Here is a 12265-nt window from a genome sequence, read left to right as displayed (position 1 = left end):
ATAAGGTATCAGTGTTAAGTGTAGGGGAAATCAGAAAAAATCGTAGGCCAGAGACAACAACATAACTAAAAATGATATTTTCAGCCTGAATGTTGGCAGGTGAAAGAGGGGATGTTTAACCTTCAGGGATGCCCCATGACTATCTTGCCAGGGGGCAGAAAATGGGTACTTATCCCGCTTTTACCGCAGTGACCATCACTTCAACCAGAATCTCCGGGCGGGCCATCTCCGCTTGTACGGCAGCACGTGCCGGGCTATATCCTTCTGGCATCCAGCTAACCCATACGTCGTTGAACTCGGCAAAATCGCGGCTGATATCTTTTAACCATATCTGAGCAGACAAGAGATGAAATTTATCACTGCCAGCTTTAGCAAGTAATGCGTCGATTTTCTCCAGCACTTCGCGCGTTTGTTGCGCGATGGACGGAGTATTGCTCTTCGGTGTCTGACCGGAGAGAAAAACAAGATTGCCATATTCCACACTGGCGGCAAGACGCGGTTGTGGGTTATTACGTTTGATATTCAAGCTGATTGGCTCCATGTCAGTCCATCAAGTGAAATTGCAGGATCTTCTCCCGACAGCAGAGCGCCTAACACCACGGCACTACCCGCCGCCAGCGTAAAGCCCAGACTGCCCTGACCAAGATTCATCCATAGATTTTGATACTTCGCCCGTCCTAATAGCGGCGGACCCGCAGGGGTGGATGGACGCATACCCGTCCATAATTCGGCCTCATCGATACCTTGCAGTTGCGGAAAACTGGCAGCTACGATCTGTTTTAAGGCGCCAATGCGTTCAGAGCGCAGTTCAGTACCGTCATAGCCAATATCGACCATGGCGGCGATGCGCAACCGGTCACCGAGCCGGGCATAGACAATTTTATGACCATAGTCGGTGACACTGATTTGTGGTGCGATCCCCATTTTTTGTGGGAAGGGGAGCGTCAGACTGTAGCCTTTCAGACCACAGAGCGGTACGTGAGTCCCGGTTCCGGCAAGCAAATGCGTGCTGCCATTACCGGCGGCAACGACATAATCATCCGCAACCAGCGTTCCAGTGCGGGTGGTAATAGACTCAATGCGCTCACCTTTATTGTTCAACTGCAAAACTTCGCAATCGGTCTGTAGCGAAAAATTCGCACTGGCATTAAGTTTGGCAAGTAATGCCTGACAGAACTTATAGCAGTCCGCCGTTTCATCGCCGGGGGAGTAAATACCACCGCACAGGGAATGACCAATATGTTTTAGTGCTGGTTCAAGATGAACACACTCTTCGCGTGATAAAGTCTGTTGAAATTGCGGATCAATGCCTTTTGCTGCTTTGGCTAAATCTTGCTGGCGGCGATGAATAATCAGTTTGCCAGAACGGCGCCAGTGAAAATCATCAAGATTATCCTCCAGCAGCCACTCTTCCATGACCTGACGACTTAACAGTGATAAGCGTAAAATATGGTCGCCATTGAGTTTATTTGTCCGGCTATTACAGGACATTAAAAACGCCAGCAACCAGCGCCACTGGCTAAATGACATGCGCAAACGCATATTCAGAGGGGAGTCACTTTTCCCCATCCACTTAAGCCCCTGCATCGGTACGCCTTTATCCGCCAGAGGGGCCACGTAGCGATAGCTGAGTTGCCCGCCATTAGCGAAACTGGTGGCGACGCCTGCCTGACCGTTGCGTTCTAACAATTGCACCTGATGGCCCTGTTTTACCAGAACCCATGCTGTCGCCAGACCAATTACCCCGCCGCCAATAACTACAATGCGTTTTTTCATCACCTGAGATATCCACCGCTAATAAATGCGTTGGGGGTATGTCAAAACATTTAGGCCTGAGGAGCAATTGACTTTTTATTTTCAGGGTATAACTCAAGGTTAATGGCTCGCAGTTGCTGACGTAATTGCTGACAGAGGAAATCGACAAATTTTTGTGTAATAGGGCTAAGCGAAACATCGGCACGGCGTAGTAAGCAAAGATCAATTTTTATTGGTGGTTCGATGGAGTGAATTGTCTCTGCCGGGAGGTTATGACGGGCAGAGAAAATATCGGTAATACTGCATCCCATTCCTCGTTTTACAAATTCAGTCGCCATGTAATATGTCTGGACATTCAGGCGCGTCGTCAAAAAATCACGCCGTTTGGCTATTGCATCGGAAAGGGAATAGGGGCCGGGAGAAATCCAGCGTTGTTGGTCAATCTTGTCTATTTCTACCGCGCCCTGTCGATAGTCCCGGTCGATATAAACCAGCGGAACTTCGGCTATCAGCGTCGTCATAATCTCCCCCTGTTGAATCGGCTGTAGCGTCAGAGCCAGATCAATCTCACGCAGATCAAGCTTTTTAACCAACGTTTCGGTGTGCTCTGTCGTCAGTGTCATTACCAGATTCGCATTCTGCTGGTAAAACGCGGTGACTATTTCTGGCACCAGACTTAACCCCAGACTTGGCAGGCATCCCAGGGCTATTTTGGCTCGCGGATCTCGCGTCAGGTTATCGGCCAGCAGTCGCAGGTTATCGAGTTCGTGATAAATCGACTGCGCTTTTTCAAAAAGTGTGATCGCTTCGCTGGTTGGAAGAAGCTTGCCACGAACTCGCTGAAAGAGCTGAAAACCGAGTTTTTGTTCAGCGTTTTTTAACGCTTTACTGGCAGCCGGCTGGGAAATATTCAGCGATTCCGCAGCCCGGGAAAGTGTCCCGCATGTCATCACGGCATAGAAGATTTCCAGGTGGCGCAGTTTCATTAAGAGTTAACCCAGAGTTATAGACGATAGATAAAAAGTCATTTCATGGTAACACCAAGTTAACATAAATTTAATCTGTAACGCCTGTTCTGGTAACAATGCGTTATTTGCCCACCTAAAGGGGTTAATTACGAACTCAGAATAATACCTGTAGTACCCGGACAAACCCTCAGTGCATTTTGCTAACAATAATAACGAGGGGGGATATTTTCTGAGCTGTCCAAATACATCGGCTGATATTGATGGTCGATTCGATGGGGTTAAGGAGTTATATGAGTGACTCAATGCTCGCTGGTGGTTCGCTAACCAGACAAAATATCACCAAAAAGAATGTCATTATTGGTTTACTGTTGGTTGTTTTTTTACTGACAGCGTTCTGGTGTCAGGGGCGTCCAGGTAATGAACTCGGACTGCTTGGTTTTACACCGCTGGTAGCGTTAGCGGTGCTCTCGTTGATAGGCGTCGATATTGTTCTGGCAGTTATTTCATCGATTATTATTGCGATGATAATGACCTCCACCGGCTTACCAGAAATGGGCACCATGCTGGCAAAATCGACGGGATCGTTTATCGCCACTGTAGGTCTGATCATCATGCTTGGTGCCGGTGTCGGGGAAGTGGCAACACGTACCGGAGCCGCCGTTGAACTGGTCAAATTTGTGGTACATCGTATCGGGCTTTCCAGCCAGACGCGGGTCAAATTTGGCATCGTTGTATCTTCCATTCTCATCTGTGGCGCGCTGGGCACTATGGCAGGCGGTAATGCCATTATTGTCGCGGTGATTATTCCTGTGGCGGCGGCAGTACGGCTGACACCGCCTACGGTGGCTGCACTGATGATGACGGCGGGGTCCGTGGGATTGTTTACCGGGCCATTTACCCCCAGTACCGTGACGATTTTACAACTCGGCGGCCTGACTTATCCGCAATACCTGATGTACGTTGGATTACCAATGAGCGCCGTGACGTTATTCGCTGGCTGGATCATGGCCGGGCGAATTCAGAAGATGACGGAAGGAAAATTACACTACGAAGTGGATCTCTCTGAGAAAACTCAGGAAGAAGAGGAACCCGCCCGCGTTCGCCGTCGCAAGCTCAGCGCGCTGGCATTTGCCGCAACCATTATTGTTATGGCGGTTATCGGTGTAGTGATAAAAGCAGGTTTTAGTTTTGCCATTATCGTGATGTTACTGGTGGCTTTGTTCACTGGACTGGTGGGAGGATTAAGCCCTGCCGGGATACTGCAGGCGCTGTATAAGGGGTGTGGCAGACTGGTGTGGATGTTTCTGCTCTACTGGCTGTATAACCCGATTCTGGAACTTATGGATAGCCTGCAGGCGTATCAGGGATTGCTCGAATACACCCAACCACTGTTAACCGGGATATCTCCGGCATGGCTTTGCTTCTGTATTTTTGCCTTTAACATTATCGGTCATGTGCCAGGCGCCGCTGTTGCTCAGATGACCTTTACGCACAAAATATTTGGTCCAATGTTGATGGCTGCGGGAGTGCCGCCACAGGGGACAACGGCGGTATTGTTAGCCTCATCGCAAGTGGACTGGTTTGGGCCTTTCCCTTCATCGGATATGTTTGGTCAAATGGGGCTGGCACAATCAACTCACCTGAAATATATGCTTTATAACGGTTGGACCATTGTCATTGCCAATATCATTCTTTTTGCCGTGCTGTTTCAGGTATTAGTTTAACGATACAAACCAGGCGATAGCGCAGCGACTGTCCGCTATCGCCTGGTGCTCTGCAAGTTTCCCGCCTCGTTATCTGCTAATTTGCGAACCTGTTCCCGGAAAAAAGTCATATTTCTGTCACACTCTTTAATCATTGATAACAAAAGAGGTGTGAGGAATGAAAAAAACGCTAATCGCCGCAGCCGTGGCAGGGATGGCTTTGCTTTCTTCAAATGCTCAGGCACAGGCTGTACCGGAAGGCTATCAGCTACAGCAAGTGCTGATGATGAGTCGCCATAACTTACGTGCGCCGCTGGCAAATAATGGCAGCGTGCTTGAGCAGTCGACGCCGAATAAATGGCCGGAATGGGATGTTCCTGGCGGGCAGCTCACCACTAAAGGTGGCGTGCTGGAAGTGTATATGGGTCATTACATGCGTGAGTGGCTGGCAGAGCAGGGGATGGTAAAGTCGGGTGAATGCCCGCCGCCGGACACCGTTTATGCCTACGCAAACAGCCTGCAACGGACCGTCGCTACCGCGCAGTTCTTTATTACCGGCGCATTCCCTGGATGTGATATTCCTGTTCATCACCAGGAAAAAATGGGCACCATGGACCCAACCTTTAACCCGGTAATCACCGATGATTCCGCCGCATTCAGTGAGCAGGCGGTGGCGGCAATGGAGAAAGAGTTCAGCAAACTACAACTGATGGACAGCTATCAGCTACTGGAAAAAATCGTTAACTATAAAGACTCTCCAGCCTGTAAAGAGAAGCAGCAATGTTCGCTGGTGGATGGCAAAAATACTTTCAGTGCGAAGTATCAACAAGAGCCGGGCGTTTCTGGACCGTTGAAAGTCGGCAACTCGCTGGTGGATGCTTTCACTTTGCAATACTACGAAGGTTTCCCGATGGATCAGGTGGCGTGGGGGGAAATTAAATCTGACCAACAGTGGAAGGTGTTGTCGAAGCTGAAAAACGGCTACCAGGACAGCCTGTTTACCTCACCGGAAGTAGCGCGCAATGTTGCGAAACCGCTGGTCAGTTATATCGACAAAGCCCTGGTCACCGATCGCGCCAGCGCACCGAAAATCACTGTGTTGGTAGGGCATGACTCTAATATTGCCTCGCTGCTCACCGCGCTGGATTTTAAACCCTATCAGTTGCATGACCAGAACGAACGCACGCCAATTGGCGGCAAAATCGTTTTCCAGCGTTGGCATGACAGCAAAGCCAATCGTGATTTGATGAAGATCGAGTATGTATACCAGAGCGCGGAACAGTTACGTAATGCCGATGCGTTAACGTTGCAGGCTCCGGCTCAGCGGGTGACGCTGGAATTAAGCGGTTGCCCGATAGATGCTAATGGTTTTTGTCCGATGGATAAGTTTGATAGCGTGTTGAATGAAGCGGTGAAATAACAGAAAACTCCCCCGTCAGCTGCGGGGGAGTCACTGGTTAAACGTTTTTACGTTCGATGGTCTGTTCGCCCCAAAAAAGCGAATCTTTATCGGTTTTGGCAAAGGCTTTGACTAACACTTCATCGCTACCTTCTTCCCAAATTTTTTCCGCCATTTTCTCATCGTACCCGGCGACTTCAAAAATGGCCTCGGCTATTTCCGGTGACGTGTTGCGCAGAGATGCCCATTCACCCACGTGATGAGCTTTCGCTTCTTGAGTTGGCATGTGTATCCTCCTGTTGAAGATTAGCCATTAAGTTTGACTGCCAGACCAGCAACATATTCCCCCTGGTAACGTGCGATAGACAACTCTTCCTGACTGGGCTGGCGCGAACCGTCACCGCCTGCAATGGTGGTCGCGCCATAAGGCGTTCCGCCGCGAACCTGCGAGACGTCAAATAACTCTTGTGCTGCGTAGCCAATAGGGACAATCACCATGCCGTGATGTGCAAGGGTCGTCCAGGTTGAAGTGATAGTTTGTTCCTGACCGCCGCCGGTGCCGGTCGAACTAAAGACGCTTGCCAGTTTGCCGTACAGAGCGCCGGAAGCCCACAGGCCGCCAGTCTGATCCAGGAAAGTACGCATCTGGCCTGACATATTGCCAAAACGGGTTGGTGTACCAAAAATAATCGCGTCGTAATCGGCCAGTTCTTGCGGGGTTGCAACGGGCGCAGTTTGCGTTTTACCGCCTGCTTTTTCGAATAATTGCGGCTGCATGGTTTCCGGTACACGCTTAACGACAACTTCTGCGCCATCGACTTTGCTTGCGCCTTCGGCGACTGCTCGCGCCATCGTTTCGATATGTCCGTACATGGAATAATAAAGCACCAGAACTTTAGCCATTTCTAACCACTCCTCGTGTTATCTCTATTCCGTAGCGATTCGCTACCACTCATTTAAAGATAAGACGTCCTATTCAGAGTGCAAATTTCACAACCACTTATTTGATTTATAACAATTTTCACAAGCATGTAATTTTGTCGCAAAATGATACATTTTTATCCCATAGCGTTTTTTTAATCATAAGAGCGGCTTATGGCTGATTACCGGAAATGATATCTATTCTCGCTAAGAAGCTGTTGCAGGATATTACCAAACGCAGGCTTACCCGCGTCAGTTCACTAAGCTTAGTCCCACGTAGCGAAAATATGGCACCCGCCATACGCCGCGTTAATCCTGGGCACTATGATGACGGAGGTCAGTAATGGCAAACCATCGAGGCGGTTCCGGCAATTTTGCAGAAGACCGCGAAAGAGCATCAGAAGCAGGTAAAAAAGGTGGACAGCACAGCGGGGGGAATTTCAAAAATGACCCGCAGCGCGCATCTGAAGCAGGAAAAAAAGGGGGCAAAAGCAGTCACGGCAAAAGCAACAACTAGCCGGGCTACTCTATGACGAATGCGTTTTGTCTGACGCCCGTCAATACGCCACTGCCGCCGGTAATTCCGGCGGTTTTTCGTTCTGGTACTCTTCTTAATATCCTTGTGTTAATACCTTTCTCGCTCATTTCACCATTATTCATTTGTACCGTGAATGTTGATGGTCGAGGCATCGTGCTGATTTTGCTATCCTGTTGCCAGTCTACAAGAGGGGTGAGCGCATGACGCAGGGCGCAGTGAAAACAACGGGTAAACGTTCGCGTGCAGTGAGTGCGAAGAAAAAAGCGATTCTTGGTGCGGCGCTGGACACTTTTTCACAATTCGGTTTTCACGGCACAAGGCTGGAACAGATCGCAGAGTTGGCGGGCGTGTCAAAAACCAATCTGCTGTATTACTTCCCGTCGAAAGAGGCGCTGTATATTGCCGTGCTGCGGCAAATTCTCGATATCTGGCTGGCACCGTTAAAAGCGTTTCGTGAAGATTTTTCCCCGCTGGCGGCGATCAAAGAGTACATCCGTCTGAAGCTGGAAGTTTCCCGTGATTATCCGCAGGCTTCGCGCCTGTTCTGTATGGAGATGCTGGCGGGCGCGCCGCTGTTAATGGATGAGCTGACGGGGGATTTGAAGGCGTTAATTGATGAGAAATCGGCGCTGATTGCCGGTTGGGTCAAAAGCGGAAAACTCGCGCCGATTGACCCGCAGCATCTGATTTTTATGATTTGGGCTTCCACCCAACATTATGCCGATTTCGCTCCCCAGGTGGAGGCGGTGACAGGCGCCACGTTGCGCGATGAGGTGTTTTTCAATCAAACGGTTGAAAACGTGCAGCGGATTATTATTGAAGGGATTCGACCACGTTAATGATTGCCGGAGGAGGTTGCAACATCCTCCGGCAAGCTCTTAACCGATCGTCATTAAACTGGCGTTACCGCCGGCGGCAGCGGTATTCACACTCAGCGAACGTTCGATATACAGCCGTTCCAGAAGGATATTGCTTTCGCCACGGGCAAAACCCTGCACCGAAACAATCGCACCGTCACGCGCGGCAACCGCTTCACACAGTGCACGAAGCTGATCCGAATCACCGTGGAAGATCACCGCATCAAACGGTTGAGCGGTAATATTTTCCGCTTTCGCCAGTTGAATACGTTCGCTGACTGCCGATGGCAATGCCTTCACTAACTGACGATGCAGTGCGTCATCCGTCCACAGCACCCGGCTGCCAACGGCCAACACGGCGGCAAGCTGAGTTAATGCATCCTGTTCATCATCCGCAATACATAACACGCGCTCACGCGGCAGCAGCGTCCAGGTGTTGCGTTCACCCGTCGGCCCTGGCAGCAATCGCTGTGTTCCTGCCTGCGCCAGCTCACCATATTGCGCACATAACGTCTGCAATTCTGTCCGGTTTGCAGCCCATTCCCGTAGTGCATTCAGTGGCTGGATCAATGCGGCTTTCAACTGCGCATCGACCGGATACTCTGCATCCTGACGCGCGAGCGTCACCGCCAGCGCGCTTTCCGGGCGATTCGCCAGCAGACGGTAGAGATAGAGCGGACCGCCTGCTTTCGGACCTGTACCGGACAACCCTTCGCCGCCGAACGGCTGCACACCAACCACTGCGCCAACCATATTACGGTTAACATACAGGTTACCGACATGCGCCGAGCCAGTGACCTGGGCAATGGTTTCATCAATACGCGTATGGACACCGAGCGTCAGACCATAACCGGAAGCGTTAATCTGCTCGATCAGCTCCGGCAATTGATTACGGTTGTAGCGCACCACATGCAGCACCGGACCAAAGACCTCTTTTTGCAATTCGGCAAAGTCATCCAGTTCGATCAGCGTCGGAGCAACAAAAGTGCCGCTTTGCCATTCACGGGCATCTTCGCTGTTTTCCCGCACCGCCTGGAACACCGGACGGCCTTTGCCGCGCATAGTCTGAATATGACGCTCAATATTGGTTTTCGCTTCGCTATCAATTACCGGCCCGATATCGGTGGTCAGGCGACCCGGATTACCCATCCGGCACTCAGCCATTGCGCCGCGCAGCATTTTCAGCGTGTGGTCGGCAATTTCATCTTGCAGGCACAGCACACGCAGTGCCGAACAACGTTGACCTGCACTGTCGAACGCCGAGGCCAGCACATCTATTACGACTTGTTCGGTCAGTGCTGAAGAATCGACAATCATCGCGTTCATGCCGCCGGTTTCAGCGATGAGCGGAATAGGGCGACCCTGAGCGTCCAGGCGGCTGGCGATATTGCGTTGCAGTAACGTAGCGACTTCGGTTGATCCGGTAAACATCACCCCGCGCACGCGATCATCACCCGTCAGTTGCGCGCCCACGGTTTCACCCCGACCTGGCAGCAATTGCACCACGCCTGGCGGTACACCCGCTTCCAGCAAAATGGCGATCCCTTGCGCGGCAATCAGCGGCGTTTGTTCTGCCGGTTTTGCCAGTACGCTGTTACCTGCCGCCAGTGCGGCGGCGATCTGCCCGGTGAAAATCGCCAGCGGGAAGTTCCACGGGCTGATACACACCACTGGCCCTAATGGACGATGAGTTTCGTTAGCGAAATCGTCCCGCACCTGTCCGGCGTAGTAGTGGAGAAAATCGACAGCTTCGCGCACTTCGGCGATGGCGTTACTGAAGGTTTTCCCGGCTTCACGCACCAGAATACCAATCAGTTGCTGCATCTGGCTTTCCATCAGCACGGCAGCTCGATGCAAAATCGCCGCGCGTTCAGCCGGAGGAGTGGCAAACCAGATTGGCGCATTATTAACCGCATTTTCCAGTGCCTGTTCCACTTCACGCGGCGTGGCTTCACGCACATAACCCACAATATCTTTCGGTTCCGCAGGGTTAATAACGGGTGACATCTCACCTGCCGCTACCGGTTGTTCCAGCATTGGCAAGGCCTGCCATTTTTGCAGTGCACTGTTGAGCAGGGCAGAGGAGAGCGATGCCAGACGGTGTTCGTTGGCGAGATCTAACCCTGCCGAGTTGTCGCGCCCCTGACCGTAAAGATCGCGCGGCAGCGGAATTTTCGGATGCGGTAGCCCTGTTTGCCCTTCCTGTTGCGCCATTTTTTCTACGGCAGTGACCGGATCGGCGACCAGTTCATCCAGTGGCAAAGAGGTGTCGGCAATACGGTTAACAAACGAGGTGTTTGCACCGTTTTCCAGCAGGCGGCGCACCAGATACGCCAGCAGCGTTTCATGTGTGCCAACCGGGGCATAAATACGACACGGACGGTTAAGTTTGCCGTCGGCAACTTTCCCGGTGACCTGCTCATACAGTGGCTCGCCCATACCATGCAGGCACTGGAACTCGTACTGACCCGGATAGTAGTTTTGACCCGCCAGTTGATAAATTGCCGCCAGCGTATGGGCGTTGTGCGTCGCGAACTGCGGGTAGATTAGATTTGGCACTGCCAGCAGCTTTTTCGCACAGGCAAGATAAGAAACGTCGGTATACACCTTGCGGGTATAAACCGGATAACCTTCAAGGCCGTCCATCTGTGCACGCTTGATTTCACTATCCCAGTACGCGCCTTTCACCAGGCGAATCATCAGACGGCGACGGCTGCGGGTGGCGAGATCAATCAGGTAATCGATCACCAACGGGCAGCGTTTTTGATAAGCCTGAATAACAAAACCGATGCCGTTCCAGCCTGCCAGTTCCGGCTCGAAACAGAGTTTTTCCAACAGATCGAGGGAGATCTCCAGACGATCGGCCTCTTCGGCATCGATGTTAATACCAATATCGTACTGACGCGCCAGCAGGGTGAGTGATTTCAGACGTGGGTAAAGCTCTTCCATTACCCGGTCATACTGGGCGCGGCTGTAACGCGGATGCAGCGCCGACAGCTTGATTGAAATGCCTGGCCCTTCATAGATGCCACGACCGTTGGATGCTTTGCCAATGGCGTGAATCGCCTGCTGATAGGACACCATATACGCCTGCGCATCTGCGGCGGTCAGCGCGGCTTCGCCGAGCATATCGTAAGAGTAACGGAAACCTTTCTCTTCCAGCTTGCGGGCATTGGCTAATGCTTCCGCGATGGTTTCGCCAGTGACAAACTGTTCGCCCATCAGGCGCATCGCCATATCCACACCTTTGCGGATCAGCGGTTCACCGCTCTTACCGATAATGCGATTTAGCGAACGGGAGAGGCTGGCTTCGTTATGGGTAGAAACCAGTTTGCCGGTAAACAGCAGCCCCCAGGTGGCGGCATTAACAAACAAAGACGGGCTACGACCAATGTGTGACTGCCAGTTACCATTGCTGATTTTGTCGCGAATTAACGCATCACGGGTGGCTTTGTCGGGAATACGTAGCAACGCTTCCGCCAGACACATCAGCGCCACGCCTTCCTGCGATGACAGTGAAAACTCCTGCAATAATCCCTGAACCATGCCTGCGCGACCACTGGCGTTTTTTTGATTACGCAGTTTATCTGCCAGTTGATATGCCAGTTTGTGCGCCTGTTCCGCAATCGGCTGCGGCAGGCGAGCTTGTTCCAGCAGCATAGAAACCGCTTCGGTTTCCGGGCGGCGATAGGCAGCGGTGATGGCAGCACGGGAAACTGACTGCGGCAAAATTTGCTCGGCAAAGTCGAGGAATGGCTGGTGTGGTTCCTCTGCCGGAGTCGGTGCTTCATCGCTCTCATTGGCAGCGCCAGAAAGCAGCGCAGGCAGCTCCGGCAGGGTATCGCTGTTCTCCAGTTGTTCAAGATAAGAAAAAATCGCCTGCTTAATTAACCAGTGTGGCGTGCGATCGATACGTGTCGCGGCTGACTTAATACGCTCACGCGTCGCGTCGTCCAGCTTAACCCCCATGGTGGTGGTTCCCATGCCATTACTCCTGTTGTTCTGAAAGGTGCAACTTAACGTTATTGTGAAATATCCATTATGTTGCAACTTTGTGCAACCATGTTAAATGTGACTTACGTAGCAAGCTTAAAAATGAATGAAATGTTAATAAAAGAAATCGA

The 12265-nt window shown here is 51.5% G+C and carries 10 protein-coding genes; 4 read left to right on the top strand and 6 right to left on the bottom strand.

Annotated elements, in window-relative coordinates; genetic code table 11:
- Positions 1 to 169: 169 nt before the first annotated feature.
- From BEG40_RS03870 to admX, 3 genes are read right to left on the bottom strand one after another with little or no spacing between them, the layout of a single operon-like run.
- A complete protein-coding gene (locus BEG40_RS03870) occupies positions 170 to 526 on the bottom strand; it encodes a RidA family protein (RefSeq protein WP_105284948.1) in 357 nt (118 codons plus the stop codon).
- A complete protein-coding gene (locus BEG40_RS03865) occupies positions 523 to 1776 on the bottom strand; it encodes a D-amino acid dehydrogenase (RefSeq protein WP_105284910.1) in 1254 nt (417 codons plus the stop codon). Before BEG40_RS03865 ends, BEG40_RS03870 begins: the two co-directional genes overlap by 4 nt.
- A 50-nt stretch (positions 1777 to 1826) precedes the next feature.
- Positions 1827 to 2741 (bottom strand): HTH-type transcriptional regulator AdmX, encoded by a 915-nt coding sequence (gene admX, locus BEG40_RS03860; protein WP_000776563.1) that lies wholly within the window; start codon positions 2739 to 2741, stop codon positions 1827 to 1829.
- A 272-nt stretch (positions 2742 to 3013) separates the two neighbouring features.
- Here admX and BEG40_RS03855 point away from each other — a divergent pair, with 272 nt between their 5' ends.
- A complete protein-coding gene (locus BEG40_RS03855) occupies positions 3014 to 4447 on the top strand; it encodes a gluconate:proton symporter (protein WP_105284909.1) in 1434 nt (477 codons plus the stop codon).
- 157 nt (positions 4448 to 4604) lie between these two features.
- Positions 4605 to 5846, top strand: coding sequence for a bifunctional glucose-1-phosphatase/inositol phosphatase (gene agp / locus BEG40_RS03850; protein ID WP_105284908.1), 1242 nt, complete (start codon positions 4605 to 4607; stop codon positions 5844 to 5846).
- Positions 5847 to 5883: 37 nt separating this feature from the next.
- On the opposite strand, the gene BEG40_RS03845 is transcribed toward agp, so the two are convergent.
- Both BEG40_RS03845 and wrbA read right to left on the bottom strand, forming a co-directional pair.
- The gene (locus tag BEG40_RS03845) at positions 5884 to 6111 is read right to left on the bottom strand and encodes a YccJ family protein (protein ID WP_001143120.1); all 228 of its coding nucleotides are present in this window, start codon (positions 6109 to 6111) and stop codon (positions 5884 to 5886) included.
- 20 nt (positions 6112 to 6131) lie between these two features.
- Positions 6132 to 6728 (bottom strand): NAD(P)H:quinone oxidoreductase, encoded by a 597-nt coding sequence (gene wrbA / locus BEG40_RS03840; RefSeq protein WP_001151442.1) that lies wholly within the window; start codon positions 6726 to 6728, stop codon positions 6132 to 6134.
- Between the two features lie 361 nt (positions 6729 to 7089).
- Here wrbA and BEG40_RS03830 point away from each other — a divergent pair, with 361 nt between their 5' ends.
- On the top strand, positions 7090 to 7263 hold the full coding sequence (locus tag BEG40_RS03830; RefSeq protein ID WP_001273661.1) for a con-10 family general stress protein: 174 nt from the start codon (positions 7090 to 7092) through the stop codon (positions 7261 to 7263).
- Positions 7264 to 7484: 221 nt separating this feature from the next.
- Positions 7485 to 8123, top strand: coding sequence for an HTH-type transcriptional regulator RutR (gene rutR / locus BEG40_RS03825; RefSeq protein WP_010352087.1), 639 nt, complete (start codon positions 7485 to 7487; stop codon positions 8121 to 8123).
- Between the two features lie 39 nt (positions 8124 to 8162).
- On the opposite strand, the gene putA is transcribed toward rutR, so the two are convergent.
- Positions 8163 to 12125 (bottom strand): trifunctional transcriptional regulator/proline dehydrogenase/L-glutamate gamma-semialdehyde dehydrogenase, encoded by a 3963-nt coding sequence (gene putA, locus BEG40_RS03820; protein ID WP_105284907.1) that lies wholly within the window; start codon positions 12123 to 12125, stop codon positions 8163 to 8165.
- Positions 12126 to 12265: the final 140 nt, after the last annotated feature.

The sequence above is a fragment of the Escherichia sp. MOD1-EC5495 genome (assembly GCF_002965965.1).
Taxonomy (GTDB): Bacteria; Pseudomonadota; Gammaproteobacteria; order Enterobacterales; family Enterobacteriaceae; genus Escherichia; species Escherichia ruysiae.
The sequence above is the reverse complement of the archived record's forward strand: the minus strand, read 5'-3'. Positions and strand labels throughout refer to the sequence as shown.

Excerpts from the sequence above, each read along its gene's own strand:
- putA (WP_105284907.1), bottom strand. The coding sequence starts at position 12,125 with ATGGGAACCACCACCATGGGGGTTAAGCTGGACGACGCGACGCGTGAG.
- BEG40_RS03830 (WP_001273661.1), top strand. The coding sequence starts at position 7,090 with ATGGCAAACCATCGAGGCGGTTCCGGCAATTTTGCAGAAGACCGCGAA.
- BEG40_RS03855 (WP_105284909.1), top strand. The coding sequence starts at position 3,014 with ATGAGTGACTCAATGCTCGCTGGTGGTTCGCTAACCAGACAAAATATC.
- rutR (WP_010352087.1), top strand. The coding sequence starts at position 7,485 with ATGACGCAGGGCGCAGTGAAAACAACGGGTAAACGTTCGCGTGCAGTG.
- BEG40_RS03865 (WP_105284910.1), bottom strand. The coding sequence starts at position 1,776 with ATGAAAAAACGCATTGTAGTTATTGGCGGCGGGGTAATTGGTCTGGCG.
- admX (WP_000776563.1), bottom strand. The coding sequence starts at position 2,741 with ATGAAACTGCGCCACCTGGAAATCTTCTATGCCGTGATGACATGCGGG.
- wrbA (WP_001151442.1), bottom strand. The coding sequence starts at position 6,728 with ATGGCTAAAGTTCTGGTGCTTTATTATTCCATGTACGGACATATCGAA.
- BEG40_RS03845 (WP_001143120.1), bottom strand. The coding sequence starts at position 6,111 with ATGCCAACTCAAGAAGCGAAAGCTCATCACGTGGGTGAATGGGCATCT.
- agp (WP_105284908.1), top strand. The coding sequence starts at position 4,605 with ATGAAAAAAACGCTAATCGCCGCAGCCGTGGCAGGGATGGCTTTGCTT.